The sequence below is a fragment of the Sphingobacteriaceae bacterium GW460-11-11-14-LB5 genome (assembly GCA_002151545.1).
Taxonomy (GTDB): domain Bacteria; phylum Bacteroidota; class Bacteroidia; order Sphingobacteriales; family Sphingobacteriaceae; genus Pedobacter.
Map to the genome: position 1 here is coordinate 5,508,969 of CP021237.1, position 23,341 is coordinate 5,532,309.

The following is a 23,341-nucleotide window of genomic DNA, read 5'->3' on the forward strand; positions in this document are numbered from 1 at the left end:
TTTAGCTGAATAAAGGTTTAAATTTGATTTTTTCGGCAAGGATAGCGTTGAAAAGAAGTTCCATGTCCAATTTACTTTCTTCGTGGTGATAGTTCGGCATTACCGCATTATAGCCCGATAACGATGGTTCTGCATAAAAAATGCTATCGTCTATTTCTTTAACTTTTTTGAAAGTTAATTTAGCGGTAATTTCTTCTACCGATGCTTTTAGGGCAATATCGTTTTCATCAAGCATAATCACGGTATCAATCAGGTTATCCAAATCCCTTACCTGATGGGTAGAGATGATGATACAGCGATCATCTGTCATGGCAGAGGCCATAATTTTTCTGAACTGCGCTTTTGATGGAATATCTAAGCCATTCGTAGGCTCATCCATAATGATCAGCTTAGCCTGAGTAGCTAATCCGAAAGCAATGATGAATTTTTTCTTTTGTCCATAACTCATATCAACCAGGTTATTGCTTGCCGGAATATCAAATTCTTTTAAAAGTCTTGCAAAATAATCATGATCAAAATTTTTGTAAAATGGTGCATTTGCTTTTAGGTAGGCATCAATTTTTACCGATGGCAAATAAAATTCTTCTGGTATAAAACAGATTTGCGCTAAGAGTGCTGGCTGTCTTTTTGCAGGATTAAAACCCATTACATCCAATGTACCACTCTGTGCATACACCAAACCGGCCAGGTTTTTTAATAAGCTCGATTTACCGGCTCCGTTTTTTCCAAGCAAACCGTAAATATGGCCGTTGCTTAACCGCATGCTCATATTTTTAAATAATGGCTTATGCTTGCTGTAGCCAAAATTAAGATTGTTAATGTTGATCATATTGCTGTATTAGTTAAATAATACACTAATGTATGATGTTGTTTTGTGATCTCCAAATTTTTGAAGAAAAAAGTTTAGCGATAAGCGTTTGACTATGGAAAATGTAAAATGGATGATGGAATTGATTTATGCTCTAATGCCATGTGAGTTATGACTTCCGTGATTTTCTCCTAGCCAGTGTGGTTTGTATAGATATAGCCTCAATGCTATTCGCCACACTCCACGCTTTCCCCTCTCCGCCATGGAAAGGTAAAATATCAGTTTAATAATTGTTGCATTAAAACATCTTTAATTGGAGGTTGTATGTTTGTGGAAAAGCAAATCACACGATATGTCTAAATTATTTTCTCCTTTTACCATAAAGGATGTAACCTTAAAAAATAGAATTGTTATTTCGCCAATGTGCCAGTATTCTGCCGTTGATGGTTTTGCCAACGATTGGCATTTGGTGCACTTGGGTAGTCGTGCAGTTGGTGGCGCGGGATTGATTATTCAGGAAGCTTCTGCGGTAACTGCAGAAGGAAGAATTACCTATGCCGATTTGGGCATCTGGAAAGATGAACATATAGATAAACTGAAACAGATTGTTTCTTTCATTCATGATAACGGTGCGATTGCAGGGATCCAATTGGCGCATGCCGGTAGAAAAGCCAGTTGTGAGGTGCCCTGGAAAGGTGGTGAGCAGCTAGCTGCAGGCGAAAATAGCTGGACACCCGTTGCACCATCTTCAGCTCCTTTTAAGCCAGGGCAGGTTGAACCTCATGAATTAAGCATTTCAGAAATTCAGGATATTGTTTTTGCCTTCCGGGCAGCCGCTCAACGTGCATTGGCGGCGGGTTATAAGGTAGTAGAAATACATGCTGCGCACGGTTATTTATTGCATCAGTTTTTTAGTCCGCTGAGCAACAAACGAACTGATGTTTATGGCGGAAGTTTCGAAAACCGTATCCGTTTGGTAATCGATGTGGTGGAAGCCGTACAATCGGTATGGCCGGAGAATTTGCCTTTATTTGTACGTATCTCAGCAACAGACTGGACCGAAGGCGGCTGGAATGAAAATGATTCGTTACAATTGGTGGCGGTGTTAAAAGATCGTGGTGTCGATTTAATAGATACTTCATCGGGGGGAAATGTACCTGATGCTTTTATCCCTGCGGGACCAAATTACCAGGTTCCTTTTGCAGATAAAATCAGAAATGAAATTGGCATTTATACGGGGGCTGTAGGTGTGATTGTAGAAGCGGAGCAAGCAGAAGAAATTTTAGAACAGGGCAAGGCTGATTTAATTTTTATTGCCCGCGAATCCCTGCGCGATGCTTATTTTCCTACCCATGCAGCTCAGGTACTTGGCGATGATACAGAATGGCCAAACCAATATGTGAGGGCAAAAAGGGAAACGCTTAAAAAGTAACAGGTGATAATAAATCCCCATAAATCGTCACTCCAAACTCGATTGGGAACCACGATTGCTCATCGAAGATCATCCTAATGCAATTGGCTTTAAGATTCCCGCCTGCGCGGGAATGACGGCTACATTAATTGAAACTGTTGTAATTAAATAAAAAAGCGGAGTGATCTTCTAGATCAACTCCGCTTTTTTTGTTTAGCAATTTATGGATTAATTTTATTTAGCCACCGTAAAAGGAATATACAAGCCGAAAGTGATATTTCTACCAGTGTTGTAAACCCCTAAATTAAGGTTTTCTGAATCTAAACGTCCTGGTTTTAACCGGCTCAGTGCATCATAATATTTATGATCCAACAGGTTATTGGCAGAAACAGATAATTTAACAGGCTGCTTACCTAAATTAAAGGTAGCGCCGATACCTGCATTTAGTAAGGTATAACCGCTTGTTGGTGTTTCGAAAACATCATCTACCCGGGCCTGTTTAAATGCAGAGTTAATGCCAACTGATAAGTAAGCATCATTTGTGCCTTTAAGCTTAGGCTCGAAACGTAATTCGTTGCGTAATGTACCCGCTGGTATAAAGGCCAATGGCTTGTTTAAACTGTTGTTTTGTGCATGTACATAACCAAATGTATTTTCGAAATGGATAAAAGGAACCGGATGTATGGTTAAACTTGCTTCTGCGCCATACAGGTTCGCGTTTACCTGGCCATAACGGTAAACCGGATAATCATCTCCTTCGGCCATTATTCTTTCGCCATTTGTTGAGGCATAAATAAAGTTGTGGATGTAATTATTGTAAATACTTGCACTGGCGCTGATTAATTTCCCTTCATATTCCAGTGCAGCATCTACCTGGTAACTACGCTCAGGACTTAAGCTGGAATTACCAATTTCGTAACGGAAAGTTCCTTCGTGTACACCATTTGAAGCTAATTCTGCCGGGTTTGGTGCACGAAATGCAGAACCTGCATTGGCTTTAAAGTTTAACTCTTCATTAAATTGATGGGTAAAACCCAATGCACCACTTACATTCGAAAATTTGTTCTGAAATGGTGCAAATTGCTCTTCACCATCTACAAATAATTGTTTTCCATTGTTTTTCCGATAATCGTAACGGGCGCCAATGCTAAAGGTGTTGCTTTCCCAGTTCTTTTTTGCGTAGGCAAAAACACCCACGCCATAAGTATCATAATTCGGAATTAAGAATTCGTCATTTGCCTTGTTTTCGCTATGACCTGCATCGGCGCTTATGCCAAATACCGGCTGCCATCCATTCGTTTCGTGGATATAGTATTTTAAATCGGCATTATAGGTTTTAAGATCGAAGAACAAAGAAGGATTTGGTCCTTCTTCCAGCTCGCGGCGCTGGTTTTGCTGATAGCCAAAATCGGCTTTCAAATTACCATTACCGATAATGAAATTGTTATTTAATGCAATTTTGAAGTGGCGGATATCCTGACGAGGATAATCTAAATCACGGTTTTTAAAGTCTGAAGTAATAAAAGATTCACCATCCTCTTTAACGAAGTTGCCATTTTCATCTAATGTTGGCTCATAAAAACCAATATTATTGCGAAAATTCGAAACGTTTAAATGAGAATATCCCCAGCTTTTGTTTAAACCAACCATTCCACTTAAATCGGTTTCATTAAAGCCAGAGTTCGGGAAATATCCGGTAGGTGTTTTAAAAGAGTAGGCATTTTTATAGGTTCCGCGGGCCCGCCAAACAAAACCATTTTGGTTACCGGTTAACATGAGTGAATTAGCGGTAAGCCCATTATTGGTCGAATAGTTGGTAATAAATTCGCCCTTAACCTGTCCTTCTGGTGCAGTGCTTGGCTCTAATAAATTAATTACGCCACCAAGTGCATCGGAGCCGTACATTAACGAGGCTGCCCCACGTAGTACTTCAACACGGTCTGATTTGAACTGATCGATTTCTATACCATGTTCGTCACCCCATTGCTGGCCTTGTTGTTTAATCCCATCATCTAACGTTACAATTCTATTGTAGCCCAAACCCCTAATTACAGGTTTAGAAATAGATGGTCCCGTGGTGATTTGAGATACACCAGGAATTTTAGTGAGCGCATCGATTAAATTGCTGGAAGGCTGCAACAACTGATCCTTGCCAAGTACTGCCGATGAAGCGCTGTTTCTTTTACTGGTGCTGCTGATTAAACTTCCGGTAATGACAATTTCCTTTGTTTCTATCGCGGTGGGTTGTAATGAAAATTCCAATCCACTTGCTGTGGCGAGGTTTACGACCTGAGTTGCTGTTTTATAACCTACATAGTGTACTTCAACTAAATAACTTCCTTTCGATGGAAGATTGTTTATGGTAAACGCGCCGTCGTTATTGGTTACCGAGCTAACTTTTAAATCAGGGATAAAAATGGTAGCACCCGGCAATGTTTGTTTTGTACTGGCATCAATAACCTTACCTTTTATATCTTTTAGTACGGCAGCGAAAGCAGTATTGCTCAATAATGTATATAGAATTACCAAGCCAATAAGCTGTAATTTTTTCATGTGTTGTGTGTAAATAGAAATGAACGAAAAGCCAAAACAATAGCTTAATTGAAGCTGGTTTCAGTTTCCCGGATAAATAATTTGATTCAGCGCGGATGCGCTATAAGAAGAAAAAATTATGCTAAAGGAGGACCGCGTAAACAGGTGCGCTTTATTTCGGTAAAGGCATTCTTTAATGTAGGTTCTGTACGGTTGAAGATTTTAGCTGATAAGAAGATTCTGTAAATGTGGTGCGTTTGCACATAATTTTTTTCAAAACTGGCATTACAGATCAAACAGGTATCGCCATGCGCCTGCACGTGGCTTACGTGTTTACAGTGCAATTCTTTCTGTACAACAGGAACGGGATTGTGATGGTGAAGAACGCTCCACGGCGTTAAGGCAATAGCAAAAACAATCAGCATAATTGCTGATAAATATTTTTTAATGTTTTGTCTATGCTTTTTCAACAGGGCAAAAATAGTAATTCCTAGGCAATTATATATATTTACAAAGTAACATTGTATTTATGAGGGTATGACAGGCTATTTAACCAATAGTTTAACCATTAATTTAAGGCCATACCAATTGTAAAGCTATTTTCGTTATTAGATGTAATCAAAAGAATCTGTAGCTCATGAAGTTTATCCGGAAAAATATATTCAATGCGTTATTTATCATTATTCTTTTGATAATTGTTTTTGTGCCTGATGCAAAAGCATTTTTAATTAGGGGCTTAATGGAAATTGGTTTTTATACACCAAAGATCGAAATGCCTAATAATGCTTCTGCCAGCCTTAGCGGCATCCGCTTTAAAGATGTTAAAGGAAATCTGGTAGATCTTGGTGATTTAAAAGGCAAGGTTATTTTTCTTAATTTCTGGGCAACCTGGTGTCCGCCATGCAGGGCCGAAATGCCTTCAATAAACAAATTGTATACGCAGTTTAAAGGCGATAAAGATGTTGTTTTCATTTTTGCAGATGCAGATGGCGATTTTGAAAAATCGGGCAAGTTTATGCTTAGTGGTAAATACGAAATGCCAGTTTATAAAGTAGAAAGCAACATTCCTGAACAAATATTTAAAGGTGCTTTGCCTACCACTATTATTTTTGATAAGCAGGGCCGATTATCTTTTAAACACGAAGGGGTGGCCAATTATGCCGATAAAAAGATTGTGGATTTCCTCAATCAACTGAAAAACACAAATTAGTTTCCATCATTAAAAGCTATTCTTAATCCTGGTCTTAATGAAATTTGATGCTGAAATGATATTTGAATTTGCAATATATGTAGTTAGCTACATATATTTGTTGATTAATCATCAGCGATGCAAAACGACTTTAAAATTGAACGGTTAAATAATCAATTCTGCGAAGAGATTATTGGGTTGATTCTGCCCATCCAGCAAATAGAATTTAATGTAGATATCGATTTAGCTGCGCAGCCAGATCTGTTAGACATTGAAAAAAATTACGATGGATCCGGCGGTGCCTTCTGGGGAGCTAAATTAAATGGAGAATTGATTGGTACTATTGCTTTAATTGCTGTACCTGAGCATCAATCGGGGGCCATCAGGAAAATGTTTGTTAAAAAAGAATTTCGCGGTAAATATTTGGGTGTTGCGCAGGCTTTGTTGAGAACGCTTTTAGCCTATTGCGCGGATAATAAGCTGAATGAGGTATATTTGGGTACCAAAGACATATTACAGGCCGCCTGTCGCTTTTACGAACGTAACGGATTTAAGCAGGTTGAAATGAAAGATTTACCAGCTTATTTTCCGCGTATGGCTGTCGATAATGTGTTTTATGGTCTGGATTTAAAACCTGTTTAATGGAACAAAATGTAATTGATGCTTCTGGTTTACTGGCCATTTCTACGCGTTTGCAGAGGCTGAGCGATCAGATCCGTAAAGATGGCCTGTTAATTTATAAAGCCTTTGGAATCGATTTTCAACCTAAATGGTTTCCTGTGCTCTATACTTTATATAAAAAATCGACCATGAGTGTAGTTTCCCTCTCTGATGAAATTGGTTATGCACATCCATCAACCATCAGTTTATTGAAAGAGCTGGAGAAAGAGAAACTGATCCGTTCTAAAAAAGACAAGGTTGATACGCGTAAACGTTTGGTTGAGCTCACCGAAAAGGGATCTGCACTTCTTGCTACGATGGAACCCGTTTGGGAAGTGATTATTAAAGCCACAGCCGATATTACCAATACACAGAATAACTTAATGAAAGCCATAAATGAGGTTGAAGCCACATTAAAGGAAAAAAGCTTTCTGCAAAGAGCAGAGGTTTATATGAAAAAATGATTGACTGATTGAATTTTGGCTGGCAAGAAAGGTTAATCAATGATTTTGCTATTTTTGCCCCTATGATTTCATTTTTCGAGGCTTCACTTAAGCAACTTTCTATCCACCATACAGGCAATAAACTGCTTGAAGAGTATTACAAATTATCTGATGCGCCTTTAAAAATTGATGATGAAGTGTTGGGAAACCTGTTAATGCAGTATTTCTTAAAACCTTTCGAAAAAGTGAATGAAGTCTACCGTTTTTATCATCCCAACGATAATCTTGAATTGAATGAAGTATTTCATTTCGTTCATGAAATTTTCGAAAACAACGAACTTTTTCACGAAGATTCGCAACAACTCGCCAAACATTTATACGATGTAGCCAATCATCCAAAAATTAAATCGGGAGAGTTGTATGTGGCTTATTTCGAAAAAGTGCAGATAGAAGGTGAACAGCTGGATGTTGTTGGGGTTTTCAAATCTGAAACAAAAGATACCTACTTAAAAGTTTATCCTGAACAGGATGGCTTTAATGTAAGTTACGAGCAAGAAGCCATCAGCATTAACAAGCTGGATAAAGGATGTCTGATTTTTAATGTAGATCGGGAGGAAGGGTACAAAGTTGTGGTATTGGATCAATCGAAGAGCAGCAACGACTCTGCCGTTTACTGGAAAGATGAATTCTTAAAACTGAAAATCAGGAACGATAGTTATAACCAGACCAATAATGTGTTGGGGGTTTATAAAAACTTCGTCACACAAAAGCTGGATGATGATTACGAAATCAGCAAAGCCGATAAAATTGATCTGTTAAACCGTTCGATGAAATATTTCAAAGAGAAAGAAACTTTTGATATTGAAGAATTTGGTAACGAAGTAATTGGCAATGCCGAAGGAATAGAATCGTTCAAAAATTACAAAAAAAACTATGAGCAGGAGTTCGAAAGCCCGATAGCTGATCACTTTGAAATCGCCGAATCTGCCGTAAAAAAACAAGCCCGTGCTTATAAAAGCGTATTAAAACTGGATAAGAACTTCCACATCTATATCCATGGCAATAAAGATATGATCGAAAAAGGTTACGATGATGATAAATCGATGAACTTTTACAAGGTATATTTTAGGGAAGAAGAGTAGGGTTTAGTCCTCAGTCCGTAGTCTTCAGTCCAAAGTCGACTCATGACTCAAGACTACGGACTGAGGACTAAATCCTCTGCTGTGCTTTTAAGGCCAGGTACTGATTAATTACATTAACCGTAAGCTTTTGTGGCGGGGTAAGGATGGCCAATATGCCATGTTTGTTTAGCTCTTTTACCATTAGTTTTTTCTCGTAGATAAATTTTTCAGCAATGGTTTTGTGGTAAATTCCTTCTACGTCTTTAGCAGGTTCTGTGCTTAATTCTTTTAATTCGGTATTTTCGAAAAATACAACCACCAGTAAGTGATATTTGGCAATTCTTTTTAAATAAGGTAATTGCCTTTGCAGGGCAGATAAACTTTCGAAATTGGTAAAGAAAACCAAAAGACCGCGTTGCTTTACTACGGAACGTACTGCCGAATACAATGCCTCGAGATTACTCTCCAGGTATCTTGTTTTTTCTTTATAAAGTACATTCATAATGCTACCCAGCTGCGAAGCTTTACGATCTGCAGTCACAATGGATCCTATATTTTCGGAGATGGTAATTAAACCGGCTTTATCTTCCTTCAGCATGGCCACCTTCGAAAGGGCAACCGTGGCATTTATGGCATAATCGAGCAGGCTCAATCCTTCAAAAGGCATGCGCATTACGCGTGATTTATCAATAACGCAATAAATATTCTGCGATTTCTCATCCGTATAGGTATTAACCATTAAACTGCCTTTTCTGGCTGTAGCTTTCCAGTTAATGGTACGGATATCGTCGCCGCCAACATAATTTTTGATCTGGTCAAACTCGCTGCTTTGCCCAACCTTTCTGATTTTTTTAATTCCGAATTCTGTTAAATAGCGTGAAGCAGCTAGTAATTCGTACTGACCAAGATTAATAAAAGAAGGATAAACCGGTAGAATTTTAGCGCCATCAAAATTGTATCGGCGGCTAATCAAACCCAGCGGCGAACTAATATATGCCCTGATGAATCCAAAATCATACTCGCCGCGTTTAGTTGGCCTTAGATTGTAGTGGATCGACTTAACTTCAGCAGATTTTAGGTGAAGTTTAAAATCTTTATCCCGCAGTTGAAACTGAAAAGGTACCTCATCAATCACCCTGGCATTTACACCAAAACCATAACTGTTCCTGATTTCGATTTGTATCGGATTTTCATCGCCATTACTCAAACGTTTCGAGGTAATTCTTTTGGCCGCAATCCCTTGGTTGTTTCGATATAGCATAAAAATATCGATAAAAAATAAAACAAGTACAGCACCGGTGGCTATTTCAGGGATATCGCCCAACCAGGCAAAAAAGAACTTCAGCAAAAAGAGCACAATGCAGCACCCTAAGGCCGCAAATAAGCGATCGGTTAGGAATAGATTGGTGTAATATTGCTGAAAGAATTTTTTCAATGTTGTTTAATCGGTTAATTATTTAAACTGGTTAACTGTTAATTGCCAACTGTAAACTGAAAATTGGCAACTGATAACTGAACTACCTCGGTACTTCAATTTTTTTAATAATCTGGTTAACAATGTCGCTTGTGGTTAATCCCTCCATTTCCTTTTCAGGTGATAATAATATCCGGTGCGCCAATACAGGCCCTGCAACGGCAATAATATCTTCAGGTGTAACAAAATCGCGGTTTTGAATCGCAGCAAAGGCTTTTGCACTGTGTACAATGGCTAGCGATGCCCTTGGCGAAGCCCCCAGGTAAAGTGATGAATTGTTCCGGGTTTCATTTACGATTTTGGCGATAAACTCCAATAATTTTGGCTCTACAAATAAATTGCGGATGATTGCCCTGGCTCCTTGTATCTGTTGAACAGATAATACTGCTTTCACTTCGTCTAATAATGTTTTATTCACTAAAGTGTGCTGCGCCATCAAAATTGCAGTTTCCTCTTCCAATGAAGGGTATTTAACCTCTATTTTGAATAAAAACCTATCCAGTTGGGCCTCAGGCAGGCGATATGTTCCTTCCTGTTCAATCGGGTTCTGTGTGGCCAATACCATAAAAGGTTCATCCATAATATAGGTGTGGCCGTCAATAGTTACCTGGCGCTCTTCCATTACCTCGAACAAGGCCGATTGGGTTTTTGCAGGTGCACGGTTAATCTCATCAACCAGAATAATATTGCCAAAAATAGGGCCTTTCCTAAATTCGAAATCTCCTGTTTTGGTATTAAATATCGGGGTTCCTAAAACATCCGATGGCATTAAATCGGGCGTAAACTGCACCCTCGAAAATTGTGCATCTATCGATTTTGCAAGCAACTTTGCGCTAAGTGTTTTGGCTACTCCCGGTACACCCTCAATTAAGATGTGCCCATCGGCAAGCAAACCAACAATTAAGAAATCAATAACCTGTTTTTGGCCGATAATGATATTTCCAAGTACATTTCTGATCTGATTTACCGCTTCATTTAAGGCGCTTAAATCGGTACGTGGGTTAAACTGTTCTTGTTCCATTGCTTTGCGTATTTTTATAAAACTGTTCTATACTTTCGTTTAAATTAATCAATTGGGTATCGCTTAAATCGCCCATGGTTGGTGTTTGCATAAAATGTTTGGTCAGGGTTTTGGCCAAGGCTTCATTAATGCCTGTTTTCTCCATCAGTACCTGAGCAAATTTGCTGTCGATATCGTTGGTTTTTAGATAATATCGGGCCCTCAAGTACTCCATAAAGTAATTGATCTTTTTAAGGGCAATATCGAGGTTGTTGCGTTCGTGATAATAAACGCTGCCAACTACATTAACAAAAGCAAGTGAAGAATTGGTCAGCGGATCGGCTATCGGGATAATTCTTTGCCTGCGTTTAATGTCGTACAAAACAAAAATGATCAAACTAAATATGGCCAGGTAGTAGGCAAACTCCAGTTCAGGATGTTTAAAGAATACCCTGAGCATATCGGTAGTGCTGTTTTTTTGCGCAGAAAAATACTCATCAAAAATGAGCTGCTTATTTCCGTGTAAATAACTTAAGGTTTTAGCGGCGTATTCTGCACCATATTTATTGAGGAGATTGAAATTGGTGTAAAAACCAGGTTCTGCGATGAGGTAAAGATTGCCTTTTCCGTAAGCATAACGGATAAAATTGGGCTGGCCTTTCCCATTTACGCCGAGTATTGTTGTTTTACTGGTATCAACCTTACTAAAATACTGGCTGCCAATGCCTCTTTCAAAACCATAGTTGGCATCCGTTTTAAATTCTGGATTGGTAAAATTTAAGGTACTTCCTTCAGGCGACATTGCAGTAGAAGTTTGTACTTTAAGTTCCTTCCTTATTTTTCCTAAATCGTAAGTAGCAATAAATACATCATTGCCCGCCTGCATATATTTTATCAGCTGTTCAAGGTCTGTTTTACTAATGTCTGTCTTTTGCGCAACTATTATATAAGCGGTATTCCTGAATTTTTTAGATTTTAAAGTGTTGTAGACGGCAGTTTTCGACTGTTGAATACTGGCTGAGGGTAAAATATCTTTAATTCTGTTGTATAAGATATAGGTACCATAAGGGATTTTATCTTTTGTGGCATATGTTGGAGCCCAGTTTGTTGGTGTAGGCTTGTTATACTGCGCAATTAAATAACCCAGAATTAGAATGGAACCAATAATCAGATATAATTTGTAACCTTTCATTTAATCTGGTTGTTAAACTGGTTAAACGATTGGTTGATAGGGTCGAATTTTACTTCATCGATAGGGAAATCGCCATACCAGATATAATCGAACTGCAGGGTAAGCTGGCTAAAATCGTTTCTCAGCTCCGGCTTACTGATTTCCATTAAATAATTATAATTGGTTTTATCGGGCTGCCATTGGATAATTTCGGCATCGCTCAGTTTTTTAAGCGCCCTCAGGTATAAAAGCCTGACAGCTAAACGGAACTTTCTTTCGGCAACTAATCTTTGTAATTCCTGTTCATAATCTATCTCATGAATGTTTTCGGTAATCACATCGTATGGAAGGATGGTTTCTTTTGATTTTTTAGCGAAGATTTTTTCAGCACCGATAATTTTAATTACAATAAACAAGATCAGTGCAACACCAAGTCCGATAAAAATATACCTGGAAAAAATATTAGCTGCAGCGCCCTGAAACAGCTCGCCAATTACATCCCAAAACCATAACCAAAATTTATCCCAGAGTGATAACTGTTGCTGACCTATTTCGTCATATTGAAACTCTTTTTGCTCTTTGTAATTGCTTATGGCATCTTTATCGAATTTTGATACTACAACCTTACTGCTATCTGTTTTAATTATAGTAGTTACAGGCTTAGCTTTAACAGGCTGTGCTTTGCTGATTACCGGAATAAAAAACAAAAGAGAAACAAGAAGATATCGGAATAGAGCGCGCTGCATTTTAATATTCTTCAGGTCTGGTATCGATAGGTTTTTCGGTATTGCCAAAATTAGAAATCCGCTCCATTAGGCCGGTACTTTCTTTTTGTTCAACCAAACTGAAATAGGCCAATGAAATGGTAATGATGGGGATGATGGTAAACACCTGGCATAACGACTGCAAAACAGTTGTAATCATGGTTAATGTTAAAGACATGTGCGGCGTTTTATGCGTAAACATGCCAATCATATTAAATATGCTGGTAGGTAAAATGATCATGCTCATACAGGCATAAACAATAATCCATACAACGATCAGTGTACCAAAGGTAATCCAGAAATTATCTCTAATAATGCTGAAGCTCCTGTTAAATGAATAACCTAATGAACCATTTTCGATTACCATTATCGGGAACATCATGGTTATATAGGGGAATAGCCAAAAGCCAGGTACCAGGCAAAACATAAAGGCAATACATATCAGGATAATTAATAGAATAGAACTCCCAAAAATCCTGAAAAAGTAATACTTAAAGTATCCCCAAACCTCATCAGTAGTTGGTGTTTGATTGCCTTTTTGCACATATATGGCGATGTAAGAGAGGATGGCAACACTCATACTGGCATAGGTGGCCAAAGAGAATAAAATAGACAAGAAATATTCTAACCCATATATATTTGAAAAGCCTAAGCCTTTAGTGTTTCTTCCATTACCAATGGTATTGATAATGTTAACCATTTTGTATTGTTGCAATAACATGGTTAACATACTGGCCAGCACAAATAAGCCACAAAATGTGAAATATATTTTAATGAGCGGCTTTATATTTTGGCGCATGAAGGTGAAGGTATCGTTGATCACCTGTCCGAAATCCCTTCTTTTCTTAAATTCAATTTTCCCTAGCATGTTAATTTAGCGTTGCTTGTTTATTGTAGATTTTTATGGGGTAAATAAATACATACCAAATGATAAAAGCTGCAGAAGATAATAAAATGGACACACTTAACCATAAAGGCATTTCAGTATGTCGTGTAACAAAACTTTCAAAAAATGCTGCAACGATAAAAATTGGGATCAGGCCAATTACAATTTTCAATCCATCTTTGGCCCCTTTTAAAACTGAAGCCATCCTGGTGTAGGTTTTGGGGAATAAGAGGCTATTTCCTAAAATTAAACCAGCGGCGCCTGCTAAAACAATTGCCGATATTTCTAATGTTCCATGGATCCAGATCACCAGAACCGATTGAAAGCCGAGGCCTTTACTGAAAAAGAAATATTGGAAAGAGCCGAGCATCACGCCATTCCTGAATAATGAAACGATGGAACCGAAGGAAAATATAATGCCTAAAACAAAAGTATATAGTGCAACATAAATATTATTAACGCCTATCTGCATAAACATGATAAACTCATTACTCTGTTTATAAACCCCAAACGGATCACCTTTGGCAATGTTTTCATTGGTCATGTTTACATAACCATCGCCCATAATTAATCGCACAAAGGTATCATCGTACTTAGCCGATAGCGCACCAATGGCGCAGGAAACCAGGAAAAATGCCAGGGCATAAAACACCTGTTTTCGGTGTTGCAGAAATATTAAGGGGAGTTCTGTTTTCCAAAAATGGATAAACCGGTTCGACTTTTCCTTTTTGTTTTTATAAACGGATTGATGTAGTTTAGAAGCTAAGCCATTGAGATAGGCTGTTGTTTTCGAATTTGGATAAAACGTTTTGGAGTAAGCTAAATCATTAGTGATTTCGATAAACTGATTGGCCACCTCATCAGGATTTGCCTGTTGCATGGAATCATAATGTTGCCACTTCTTCGAATTCTGTTTAACAAATAATGCTTCTCTCATTTAAAGGCCTTACCAAATCTCGGGTTAAAATAGCTAATTTTTTATGGAAATGAAACCAACATTATTTTCAAATCGCCTAACCAAGCTGAACAAATATACACAGATGAACAATCTAAATATGAAAATATAAGAAAACTTTAGTTTAAAAAAATAAATACTGGTTTACCGCTATTATCTTTAAAAAAAATTATGTTTGAATATGGATAGCATCAGAATTAGCACGGCTCAAAATATTGATATTGATTACGAAATTGCCGGCCTTGGTGAGCGTATAGCCGCAAGGTGTATCGATTTGGCTGGATTTATAATTCTCGCTGTAATTACCCTTGTGGTAATGGGCGCTGCACAAATGGCCATGTCGGGAAATGCAGCCATGGTTATTTTTTTCATTTTCCTGGCTATTTTTGCTTTCTACGACCTGGTTTGCGAAATTACGATGGATGGTCAAACCCTGGGGAAGAAGGTGTTAAAGATAAAGGTAATCAGCCTTGATGGCACACAACCAACTTTTGGACAGTATATTTTTAGGTGGTTATTTCGGATGATTGATTTCGGCTTCCCTTTTGGCTGGGGCGTTGTGGCGCTGGTTTCGGTAGCGATAACCAAAAATCATCAGCGATTGGGCGATATGCTGGCTAAAACCACGCTGATTAAAACTAAACCCAGAACTGAATTTTCTAATGTGGCCTTCAGTTTTAGTTTACCTGAAGAATATGAACCACAGTTTAAGGAAGTGCTGCACTTAAATGACAGGGATATTGAACTGATTCATGAAGTGTTGACCGGTTATTACCAAACCGGAAATGTCGACCTGATTTATACTATGGCAGCCAAAACCAAAGCACATATTTTTGTAACTATTCCAGGTGGGATGAACGAGTTACAGTTTTTAGAGACGGTATTAAAGGATTATAATCACCTTACGGCTAATATGAGTGTTTAGCTAAAAAACATTTTATGTAAGTAGCTGATCATTACAAAATTACCGATTACGAGAACCAATATTCTAAAGATAAGAGGACCTTTTTTGATCTGAAGTTTATACAATAAGCCAGCTGAGATAAATAAAAACAACAGCGGGATGGTAGGTGGATAAAGCGACCAGCTTTTTGATAAATCGCCTTGAAGCAGAGCGATAAAAGATCTTTGAAAGCCACAACCCGGACAATCGATTCCTGTTAATGCTTTAAATGGGCAGGTAATTAAATGATTTTGCAGCCAATCAACCAGGTTGATCGAGCTGCAAAATATAAATATGATAAACATCCTTGAATTAAACTACCGGAGGAGGCGTATCGTTTGGATTATCTTGATTACCGAATGGTTTGTTAAACGGATTATTCGGGTTATTGAACGGGTTGTTACCAAAACCGCCATTTTGTGCTTCTGCTGCCGATGGGCCTAAATATTTAGCATCGCCAAAGCCAAGCATTGGCCAAAATACAAAAGCCAATAGAATTAGTCCTACAGTATATCCCTCTGATTTGCCAAAACTTTTGCTCATTAGATTTATAAGCCAAATCGCAAAAACAGGAGCTGAACAAGGGATTAGTAACCATAAAATCCAGATCATTGGTTTACCTACAATTTCAATCATCACAATTTCTCTGTAAATAGGTATAATACAAGCCCAACCTGGTTTACCCGCTTTTTCGAAGGTTTTCCACATTCCTGCTAGAGTAATTACAATCAGGATGAGATAAAAAATTATAGCTCCTGCACCAATACCTGCGGCTATTCCGCTTGATTCATACTCATTCATAATTTAACTGTTTTTAAGGTGATTAATTTAAATAGTTAAACTAAAATAAATTTTTTAATTTAAAAACAGCATAAACAAACGTTTAATTATTTCAACACATTGGCCACTTTTGGTAATAAAGCAGTTGCCCATTCTGTGTACATTTTTCCACTTGGATGCAATCCATCGCTTGCCACTAAAGACAGATCGGTTGCTGCATTTCGGGAAGCCGGTGTAATGTTAGTGTAGCTTACGCCAGCTGAAAGCGCGATTTCCTGGTTTGCGGCGTTAAAGCTATCAATTTCATTAGCAATGCTTTGTGTACTTCGTCCGGAGTTTTTGCCAAAAGGTGTAGCACCCCAATCTGGAATAGAAACTACAAAAACCTTACTCTTGTTGCCTCCGGCAAAAGCGATTGCGGTCTGTAACAATTCTGTGAACTCCTTTTTGTAAGTGCTGATGGGGTAAGCCCGGTATTGATTGTTTACACCAATTAAAAGTGTAACAAAGCTATAGGTGCCAGTTAAATTCTCTTTTTTTATACCGTTCTGTAGTTCATCGGTAGTCCAGCCGGTAACGGCAATAATTTTTGGATTTGCCACATTGCTGCCCTGAGCTTTTAATAAAGCCTGAAGCTGATAAGGGAAAGATTCTGTCTGTTTAACCGATTCACCAATGGTATAAGAATCGCCAAGTGCCAGATAAGTAAAACTATCTTCCCCATTTGGTGAAGTTGTTGTTCGATCGCTAACGGGTTCAATAGGCATGGGCTGTTGTTTTGTACAGCCCGAAGTTAAGAAAGAAAATAAAATGGCGCTTAATAAAATCTTCATAGTGTAATCTACGAAGTAACATTCGGCTTAGTTTTATTTTAGTGCAGTAATCAGTTTTTGTCTGAAAGTAGAATCGGTAATAATACTACCCTCAAAAATTCCAAAATCACCTTCTATCATTAATTTTTCTTTTTCAGTAAGGTTGTTAAAGAAAAATGCACAGGCTAAATTCGATCCCTTTTTTTCTGTTGCATAAAAAGCATCTGTTAAAATAAATGCTGTTGATCCGCCTTTTTGCCCTAAGTGTTTAAAAACAGCCTTGTTGCCTGGGTTCACCATAGGCCATTCCATCAGCTGGTCCAGGATATTTTGAATTTCGGGTTTGAAGTAATTCCTGCTGTTAATCTTTTGCATTATATTTCCGTAATCGGCAGTAGTTGAGGCTACCAATCTATCTGACCATATTTTTTGTATTCTGTGTGGTAAATTTATGGAGCTAAAAGTTTTGATAAATGTTGAATCTGTTTTTAATTTGATGTGATTGGTTTCGCACAGTTTCCGATATTCATCCATTGGAATGGCCTCCAATTGAGCGATCCATTTTTCTTCGTCGATGTTTGCAGGCCTAAGACAGGTCATCAGCGCCCCAGCGGTAAAATAGTAATGGGGGCTATGTTGCCGTAGTTTTAGTGTTTTGATATTACGGTTTATATTTGCTAATCCCAATAAATCTTGAAGATATTCTGTATTGGCATTCGAGCTAAACCTGATCATGCCCTGGGCAACCTGTAATAAAGAAACACTATCTCCTTTTTTCTTTTTTAACGATTTCAGCCACTGAATATGTGCCCCTCCATCAGTAAATGGAATATAGTATTTGTTGAGCTCGCTTATTGCTATATTTTGATTTGCTTTAAATTTTTTAGCCGCAACCTGATTAGAAAATTCAATGGCAATCATGGTTTTGGCAGCACTCGCCAAGGGCATCAATTGATTGCTGTTATAATTGAGTACTTCCTTGCCATTCTCAATGAGTACAATCGATGCTTTTTTTGGGTTATCCTTAATGAATTTGATTATTTCATCCAGGTTTTGTGCTGAAACATGAGTTGTAATGAGCACTAAGATGAAGATAGCAATGAGCCTGATCATTAAATAAGCTTCATTTTAAAGAGTTCGGCAATATGATTCCTTAATTTCTCTTTTACTTCTTCCATATCGAGATCGTAACCGAGTTCTTTTGCTAAAGAAGTTACGGCTTTATCATCAATGCCGCAGGGCACAATATTTTTAAAGTAATCTAAATCTACATTTACATTAAAGGCGAAACCGTGCATGGTAACCCAGCGGCTGCAACGTACGCCCATCGCGCATATTTTGCGTGCCTTTTCGTTATCGGCATCTAACCAAACACCGGTAAAACCAGGATAACGGCCCGCTGCTATCCCGTAATCCTTCAAAGTAAGGATAACGGCTTCCTCCAGGGTACGTAAATATAAATGGATATCAGTAAAGAAATTATCGAGATCGAGAATAGGGTAGCCCACTAGCTGCCCCGGACCATGATAGGTAATATCACCACCCCGGTTTATCTTGTAGTAAGTTGCCTGTTTATCTTTTAATCCCTGCTCATCTAATAATAAATTTTCGGGATGCCCGCTTTTACCTAAAGTGTACACGTGTGGGTGCTCGCAAAATACCAGATGGTTTGGGGTAGGTTTATGGGTATTGTTTACACGGTTTTCTGTTTTAATGGCTACCGTTTTATTGAGTAAATCTTCCTGTTTATCCCAGGCTTCCTGATAGTCTGTTAAGCCCCAATCTGTAAAAGTAGTTGGCACTAAACCTGTCGCAATTGCTTTTTCCACTGTCTCGTTCATCTCCATTTATGTTAAGAATTGCTGGCTACATAGCCTAACATGTAACTGTCTTTTGTTTTAAAATAATTAACGGTAAGCTCTCGTGTACCTGTTGGCAATTCTACCAACGCATTTAATGAGCCTTCGTTTTTTAGCTTAAAAGGTTTAATATGGATATGCTGTTTAAATTCCAAACCTTTTTTTCCGTGCCACTTATAAATGGCCTCTTTGGCACACCAGGCTACGTATAAGCCATCCGTATTATCTCCGATCTGTTTTTGGGCCAGCTCTACATCGCTTAAAAACTTGTGCTTAATGCTTTTTATTTTGTGCTTAATGAGTTCAATATCAACGCCAACAGGATGTTCTTTACTAATCATTACAGCAGCATAATCATAAGAATGGCTTAACGAAATATGATAGTCGAAATTAACCAGATAGGGTTTGCCATGTTCATCAAACTGACAATCGATATACTCAGTGGTATTCAGCATGGTTCTCAAGAGCAGTCTGGTGCTTAACCAATGCAGCAGGCGCTTGCCGCTGTTTAACGACGAAATAATATCATGTTCATGCTGCTTAAGCTGCAGCCCGGCCAACAACTCTTCTTCCGTTTCTTCAATTTTCCAAATTGCTAAAACAGCATCCTGATCAATATTTTTATTGTAAATTATTGGCATTGATTAAATTGGAGATTACATGCAAAATTATCTTAAATAAATGATAATTTAGGCCAAAAATACGTATAAAAATGATATTATCTGATAGCAGGATATTAGAAGAAATTGAGAAGGGAACAATCATCATTGAGCCTTTTAAACGCGAATGTTTAGGAACCAACTCGTATGATGTTCATTTGGGGAAATACCTGGCTACCTATAAAAGCCGCGTGCTTGATGCAAAGGCACACAACGAAATCGAACATTTCGAAATTCCTAAGGATGGATATATCCTTCATCCGGGTACGCTATACCTGGGTGTTACCGTAGAATATACCGAAACGCATGGGCATGTACCTTTTTTAGAAGGTAAAAGCAGTACCGGTCGTTTGGGTATTGATATTCATGCAACAGCAGGTAAAGGTGATGTTGGTTTTTGTAATACCTGGACATTAGAAATATCGGTAGCGCAACCGGTAAAAATTTATGCCGGAATGCCTATTGGCCAATTGATTTATTTTGTTGTTGAAGGTAAGATCGAAACGATGTACAATTCGAAAGGTAACGCTAAGTACAACAATAAAACCACCAGGCCGGTAGAAAGCATGATGTGGAAGAATAAGTTTTAATGATTGGTTAACTGGTTAACGGTTTTTGTAATTGTTAAATTGTTAAGATTGCTGAATTGTAAACTGCCAATTTCTCCATTTAAACACATGTTAATTTTTTTGGAAAGGGCCCCTGCAATGGACAGGGGGTATAATCGAGGATTTGTTATTCCGGGTACTAAACATTGTTCCTAAACGCGATTAAAGCGAACACTTAGTGAAACGAAGTAAAGCGGAAAGCGGGGCTGATGATGCCAGGTGATCAGAACCCCTCATTTCCAAATCACCCTGCCCTGAAAGAATGTTTTTTTGAAAATGAAAGGCAATATGTTGTGGCTGTCGGGGTTATTAACAACGGACACCAAATGCTCAGAATCCTTTCATTTCCGAACCCATATCGATTAAGCTGTATTTTGCTTTCAACTAAGGATTTAGAAGTCAGACTAAATTTCATGGTATCTTCATAAAAATATGCCTTAGGTTTTGTACCTTGACGCGTATTTATTTGTTACTTAACCACATGAAACTCAAAATTACTCTCGCAATCACTTTTTTATCTCTGCTTGTTGTTTTCGCCGCATTTAAAATGGATGATGATCCGTTTAGTCAGCTTTTACAAAAACTCGAAGATTACACCAGTAAATATCCACAGGAAAAAGTCCACCTTCATTTAGATAAGCCCTATTATGCCATCGGCGACGATATTTGGTTCAAAGCTTATGTTGTAAATACCAAAACTTCGGCGCCTTCAGGCATCAGTAAGATCCTGTATGTAGAGCTGATCAATGAAAAAGATTCGCTAAAAAAGCTGGTTAAATTACCCATTATGGGAGGGATTACCTGGGGTGATTTTAAGTTAACAGATTCACTGGGAGAGGGTAATTATAGAATTAGGGCCTATACCAATTACATGCGGAATTTTGGCACTGAATTCTTTTACGATAAGACCATTAAGATTGGAAATAGCTGGGCTAACAAAGTTTTTACAAAAACTTCTTACAGTTTTACGAAAGAGAACAATGCAGATAAAGTAACGGCAACAGTTCATTTTGAAGATAAAAATGGAGTGGCTTACAGTGAGAATGAGGTAAGTTATGAAGTTCAGTTAGATTATCGTACCGTTACCAAGGGTAAAGTTAAAACAAGTTTAACAGGTGATGCGGTAATTAGCTTCACCAATAATCAATCTTTCCAGAATAAATCGGGGAAGATTATTGCGACCATTGCGCTGGATAATAAACAAAAAGTAATCAAATCTATCCCAATCACTTCCACTTCTAATAATGTTGATGTACAGTTTATGCCGGAAGGGGGAACGCTTGTTGAAGAATTGCCTCAAAAAGTTGCCATTAAGGCCGTTAATGCTGATGGCCGTGGTGAAGATGTAGAAGGAAGCATAATTGATGACGCGGGAAATGAAGTAACCAGCTTTGCAACCAATTATTTAGGTATGGGTAACTTTGTGTTTAACAATCAGACCGGGAAATCATATTCTGCAAAAGTTAAATTCAAAGACGGATCGGAAAAAACGGTGAAATTACCTGTAGCGGTTAAAAGTGGTTATGCACTTTCTGTAAATGCCTTAGATACAGGTAAGGTGGTGGTTAAAATTATGGCCAGTACCGATCTTGTGAATAGCGATGAACTAAAAGTTGTTGCGCAGCATGGTGGCAATGTGTATTATGGTTCAAAAGCCAAAATGGATAAACAGGTATTGGTGGCTAATATTCCAAAGAAAAGCCTGCCAACCGGTATTGTGCAGTTTACTTTATTTTCGGCCAGCAATCAACCTTTGGCAGAACGTTTGGTTTTTATTCATAACAAAGCCGAGTTAATTGATGTATCGCTTAACGCATCTGGAGTTGCTACCACAAAAAGAGGAAAATCGGCTTTTACTTTCGATGCCACTAACAGTAGTAAACCCGTTTTAGGTAGTTTTTCGGTTGCGGTTACTAATACAACAAAAGTGGCACCTGATGAAAATAATGAATCGAATATTCTCACCTCGCTGTTGCTTACCTCTGATTTGACCGGGTACGTAGAGAAACCCAATCATTATTTCTTAAAGGATGATCTTCAAACACAAAGGGAACTCGATAACCTGATGCTTACCCAGGGCTGGAGAAGATTTCTCTGGAGAAATATCATCAATAATGTTGGCCCGAACATTACCTACAAGCCCGAACAATCTATTACCATTAGCGGAACAATAACAAAAGGCAATAAACCTGTGCCTGGCGGCAAAGTAATGCTTATGGCTACAAAAGGAACGGTAACGATCTTAGATACGGTAACCAATGCCGAAGGAAAATTTGTTTTTGATAATTTAAGTTTTGGCGACAGTACAAAATTTGTTGTTCAGGCTAGAACTAAAACAGAACGGAAGTTTGTAGATATTAACCTTGATATCGTTCCCGGGCAGATTGTGACCAAGAATAAAAATGGAGCCGATATCGACATCAACGTGAATAATACTTTGATGAAATATATTAAAGAAAGCGATAACTATTTTAATGAGATGACCCGTTTAGGCTTGCTTGAGCGGACCATTAAACTCGAGGAAGTAACCATTACAGAAAAGAAAAATCCGGCGAAAAATTCATCCAACTTAAACGGTGCCGGAAGGGCTGATTTTGTGATGACGGCCGATCAGTTATCTACCTGCATTACCCTGTCGCAATGTTTACAAGGTAGGTTACCCGGTGTAATATTTAGAGGAAATGTGCCCTACCTAATGCGTAGTCAGAATATACCTGTTAATATTATTGTTGATGGCATGCAAATGGAAGCCGATTTTCTGGATAATGTTAATCCTAACGATGTAGAATCTATTGAGCTTTTAAAAAGTATCGGTAATACGGCAATTTATGGTTCGCAAGGTGGCGGGGGTGTAATTATCATCACCACCAAACGTGGTGATGGCGGTAGAAGCACTGCTCGTTACGCTCCAGGTATTGTCACCTTTAATCCAAAGGGATTTACGATTTCGAGAGAGTTTTACTCACCAAAATATGATGCAGAGAGTTCAAGTAGCAGGGCTGATTTAAGAACTACTATTTATTGGAATCCACAGGTTGTTACCGATAAAGATGGAAAGGCACAGTTTGAATTTTATAATGCAGACGAGCCTGGAACTTATCGCGTAGTCGTAGAAGGAATAGATGCAGTAGGGCATTTGGCAAGAAAAGTTTACACTTATGATGTTAAATAGAGAAAAATAGATAAATTTGAAATAGTATGCATGCATAGTTTATGCTGTGGTGTATTTATCTTAACATTGGATACTTAGACCTTGATACTAAACA

At 38.2% G+C, this 23,341-nt stretch carries 23 protein-coding genes; 8 read left to right on the plus strand and 15 right to left on the minus strand.

Going from position 1 to position 23,341, the window contains the following annotated elements; genetic code table 11:
- Position 1: 1 nt before the first annotated feature.
- On the minus strand, positions 2-829 hold the full coding sequence (locus CA265_22460) for an ABC transporter ATP-binding protein (GenBank protein ID ARS42270.1): 828 nt from the start codon (positions 827-829) through the stop codon (positions 2-4).
- 331 nt (positions 830-1,160) lie between these two features.
- On the opposite strand from CA265_22460, the gene CA265_22465 reads away from it, so the two are divergent.
- Positions 1,161-2,240, plus strand: a complete 1,080-nt coding sequence (locus CA265_22465; GenBank protein ARS42271.1) for an oxidoreductase — start codon at positions 1,161-1,163, stop codon at positions 2,238-2,240.
- 213 nt (positions 2,241-2,453) lie between these two features.
- On the opposite strand, the gene CA265_22470 is transcribed toward CA265_22465, so the two are convergent.
- On the minus strand, positions 2,454-4,772 hold the full coding sequence (locus tag CA265_22470; GenBank protein ID ARS42272.1) for an energy transducer TonB: 2,319 nt from the start codon (positions 4,770-4,772) through the stop codon (positions 2,454-2,456).
- 116 nt (positions 4,773-4,888) lie between these two features.
- Complete coding sequence (locus CA265_22475; protein ID ARS42273.1) at positions 4,889-5,221, minus strand: hypothetical protein; 333 nt, start codon at positions 5,219-5,221, stop codon at positions 4,889-4,891.
- A gap of 167 nt (positions 5,222-5,388) precedes the next feature.
- On the opposite strand from CA265_22475, the gene CA265_22480 reads away from it, so the two are divergent.
- From CA265_22480 to CA265_22495, 4 genes are all read left to right on the plus strand, one after another.
- Complete coding sequence (locus CA265_22480; protein ID ARS42274.1) at positions 5,389-5,961, plus strand: thioredoxin; 573 nt, start codon at positions 5,389-5,391, stop codon at positions 5,959-5,961.
- A gap of 117 nt (positions 5,962-6,078) precedes the next feature.
- Positions 6,079-6,582, plus strand: coding sequence for a GNAT family N-acetyltransferase (locus CA265_22485; GenBank protein ARS42275.1), 504 nt, complete (start codon positions 6,079-6,081; stop codon positions 6,580-6,582).
- Positions 6,582-7,064: a MarR family transcriptional regulator gene (locus CA265_22490; GenBank protein ARS42276.1), complete on the plus strand. Its 483-nt coding sequence runs from the start codon at positions 6,582-6,584 to the stop codon at positions 7,062-7,064. The genes CA265_22485 and CA265_22490 overlap by 1 nt, the downstream gene beginning before the upstream one ends.
- A gap of 62 nt (positions 7,065-7,126) precedes the next feature.
- Positions 7,127-8,185: a hypothetical protein gene (locus CA265_22495; GenBank protein ID ARS43096.1), complete on the plus strand. Its 1,059-nt coding sequence runs from the start codon at positions 7,127-7,129 to the stop codon at positions 8,183-8,185.
- A 67-nt stretch (positions 8,186-8,252) separates the two neighbouring features.
- Here CA265_22495 and CA265_22500 read toward each other — a convergent pair whose 3' ends face one another.
- The 6 genes from CA265_22500 to CA265_22525 form a co-directional block, all read right to left on the minus strand.
- Positions 8,253-9,599 carry a DUF58 domain-containing protein gene (locus tag CA265_22500; GenBank protein ARS42277.1) on the minus strand — a complete coding sequence of 449 codons (1,347 nt, stop codon included), beginning with the start codon at positions 9,597-9,599 and terminating at the stop codon, positions 8,253-8,255.
- Between the two features lie 82 nt (positions 9,600-9,681).
- The gene (locus tag CA265_22505) at positions 9,682-10,659 is read right to left on the minus strand and encodes a magnesium chelatase (GenBank protein ARS42278.1); all 978 of its coding nucleotides are present in this window, start codon (positions 10,657-10,659) and stop codon (positions 9,682-9,684) included.
- Positions 10,640-11,830, minus strand: a complete 1,191-nt coding sequence (locus CA265_22510; protein ARS42279.1) for a hypothetical protein — start codon at positions 11,828-11,830, stop codon at positions 10,640-10,642. Before CA265_22510 ends, CA265_22505 begins: the two co-directional genes overlap by 20 nt.
- Positions 11,827-12,555, minus strand: coding sequence for a hypothetical protein (locus CA265_22515; GenBank protein ARS42280.1), 729 nt, complete (start codon positions 12,553-12,555; stop codon positions 11,827-11,829). Before CA265_22515 ends, CA265_22510 begins: the two co-directional genes overlap by 4 nt.
- Position 12,556: 1 nt before the next feature.
- The gene (locus tag CA265_22520) at positions 12,557-13,441 is read right to left on the minus strand and encodes a hypothetical protein (protein ID ARS42281.1); all 885 of its coding nucleotides are present in this window, start codon (positions 13,439-13,441) and stop codon (positions 12,557-12,559) included.
- 1 nt (position 13,442) lies between these two features.
- Positions 13,443-14,396, minus strand: a complete 954-nt coding sequence (locus tag CA265_22525; GenBank protein ARS42282.1) for a hypothetical protein — start codon at positions 14,394-14,396, stop codon at positions 13,443-13,445.
- A 199-nt stretch (positions 14,397-14,595) separates the two neighbouring features.
- On the opposite strand from CA265_22525, the gene CA265_22530 reads away from it, so the two are divergent.
- Positions 14,596-15,339 carry an RDD family protein gene (locus tag CA265_22530; GenBank protein ID ARS42283.1) on the plus strand — a complete coding sequence of 248 codons (744 nt, stop codon included), beginning with the start codon at positions 14,596-14,598 and terminating at the stop codon, positions 15,337-15,339.
- On the opposite strand, the gene CA265_22535 is transcribed toward CA265_22530, so the two are convergent.
- The 6 genes from CA265_22535 to CA265_22560 all read right to left on the minus strand — a co-directional run bounded on the left by CA265_22535 (position 15,336) and on the right by CA265_22560 (position 19,449).
- Positions 15,336-15,662: a hypothetical protein gene (locus CA265_22535; GenBank protein ARS42284.1), complete on the minus strand. Its 327-nt coding sequence runs from the start codon at positions 15,660-15,662 to the stop codon at positions 15,336-15,338. The two genes, CA265_22530 and CA265_22535, sit on opposite strands and share 4 nt — an antisense overlap.
- A 7-nt stretch (positions 15,663-15,669) precedes the next feature.
- Positions 15,670-16,158: a hypothetical protein gene (locus CA265_22540; GenBank protein ID ARS42285.1), complete on the minus strand. Its 489-nt coding sequence runs from the start codon at positions 16,156-16,158 to the stop codon at positions 15,670-15,672.
- Between the two features lie 86 nt (positions 16,159-16,244).
- Complete coding sequence (locus CA265_22545; GenBank protein ID ARS42286.1) at positions 16,245-16,970, minus strand: lysophospholipase; 726 nt, start codon at positions 16,968-16,970, stop codon at positions 16,245-16,247.
- 33 nt (positions 16,971-17,003) lie between these two features.
- Positions 17,004-18,062: a hypothetical protein gene (locus CA265_22550; protein ARS42287.1), complete on the minus strand. Its 1,059-nt coding sequence runs from the start codon at positions 18,060-18,062 to the stop codon at positions 17,004-17,006.
- Entirely contained in the window at positions 18,062-18,790 is a 729-nt protein-coding gene (locus CA265_22555) for a lipoyl(octanoyl) transferase (GenBank protein ID ARS43097.1), read from the minus strand. The genes CA265_22550 and CA265_22555 overlap by 1 nt, the downstream gene beginning before the upstream one ends.
- Positions 18,791-18,801: 11 nt before the next feature.
- The gene (locus CA265_22560) at positions 18,802-19,449 is read right to left on the minus strand and encodes a 4'-phosphopantetheinyl transferase (protein ID ARS42288.1); all 648 of its coding nucleotides are present in this window, start codon (positions 19,447-19,449) and stop codon (positions 18,802-18,804) included.
- A gap of 71 nt (positions 19,450-19,520) precedes the next feature.
- On the opposite strand from CA265_22560, the gene CA265_22565 reads away from it, so the two are divergent.
- Together CA265_22565 and CA265_22570 are read left to right on the plus strand one after the other, a co-directional pair.
- Positions 19,521-20,057, plus strand: a complete 537-nt coding sequence (locus tag CA265_22565; GenBank protein ARS42289.1) for a dCTP deaminase — start codon at positions 19,521-19,523, stop codon at positions 20,055-20,057.
- A 733-nt stretch (positions 20,058-20,790) separates the two neighbouring features.
- Complete coding sequence (locus CA265_22570; GenBank protein ID ARS43098.1) at positions 20,791-23,247, plus strand: TonB-dependent receptor; 2,457 nt, start codon at positions 20,791-20,793, stop codon at positions 23,245-23,247.
- The last annotated feature ends 94 nt before the right edge of the window (positions 23,248-23,341 follow it).

Coding starts and splice junctions, on each gene's coding strand:
- CA265_22460 (ARS42270.1), bottom strand. CDS start 829: ATGATCAACATTAACAATCTTAATTTTGGCTACAGCAAGCATAAGCCA.
- CA265_22465 (ARS42271.1), top strand. CDS start 1,161: ATGTCTAAATTATTTTCTCCTTTTACCATAAAGGATGTAACCTTAAAA.
- CA265_22470 (ARS42272.1), bottom strand. CDS start 4,772: ATGAAAAAATTACAGCTTATTGGCTTGGTAATTCTATATACATTATTG.
- CA265_22480 (ARS42274.1), top strand. CDS start 5,389: ATGAAGTTTATCCGGAAAAATATATTCAATGCGTTATTTATCATTATT.
- CA265_22485 (ARS42275.1), top strand. CDS start 6,079: ATGCAAAACGACTTTAAAATTGAACGGTTAAATAATCAATTCTGCGAA.
- CA265_22490 (ARS42276.1), top strand. CDS start 6,582: ATGGAACAAAATGTAATTGATGCTTCTGGTTTACTGGCCATTTCTACG.
- CA265_22495 (ARS43096.1), top strand. CDS start 7,127: ATGATTTCATTTTTCGAGGCTTCACTTAAGCAACTTTCTATCCACCAT.
- CA265_22505 (ARS42278.1), bottom strand. CDS start 10,659: ATGGAACAAGAACAGTTTAACCCACGTACCGATTTAAGCGCCTTAAAT.
- CA265_22510 (ARS42279.1), bottom strand. CDS start 11,830: ATGAAAGGTTACAAATTATATCTGATTATTGGTTCCATTCTAATTCTG.
- CA265_22515 (ARS42280.1), bottom strand. CDS start 12,555: ATGCAGCGCGCTCTATTCCGATATCTTCTTGTTTCTCTTTTGTTTTTT.
- CA265_22520 (ARS42281.1), bottom strand. CDS start 13,441: ATGCTAGGGAAAATTGAATTTAAGAAAAGAAGGGATTTCGGACAGGTG.
- CA265_22525 (ARS42282.1), bottom strand. CDS start 14,396: ATGAGAGAAGCATTATTTGTTAAACAGAATTCGAAGAAGTGGCAACAT.
- CA265_22530 (ARS42283.1), top strand. CDS start 14,596: ATGGATAGCATCAGAATTAGCACGGCTCAAAATATTGATATTGATTAC.
- CA265_22535 (ARS42284.1), bottom strand. CDS start 15,662: ATGTTTATCATATTTATATTTTGCAGCTCGATCAACCTGGTTGATTGG.
- CA265_22540 (ARS42285.1), bottom strand. CDS start 16,158: ATGAATGAGTATGAATCAAGCGGAATAGCCGCAGGTATTGGTGCAGGA.
- CA265_22545 (ARS42286.1), bottom strand. CDS start 16,970: ATGAAGATTTTATTAAGCGCCATTTTATTTTCTTTCTTAACTTCGGGC.
- CA265_22550 (ARS42287.1), bottom strand. CDS start 18,062: ATGATCAGGCTCATTGCTATCTTCATCTTAGTGCTCATTACAACTCAT.
- CA265_22555 (ARS43097.1), bottom strand. CDS start 18,790: ATGAACGAGACAGTGGAAAAAGCAATTGCGACAGGTTTAGTGCCAACT.
- CA265_22560 (ARS42288.1), bottom strand. CDS start 19,449: ATGCCAATAATTTACAATAAAAATATTGATCAGGATGCTGTTTTAGCA.
- CA265_22565 (ARS42289.1), top strand. CDS start 19,521: ATGATATTATCTGATAGCAGGATATTAGAAGAAATTGAGAAGGGAACA.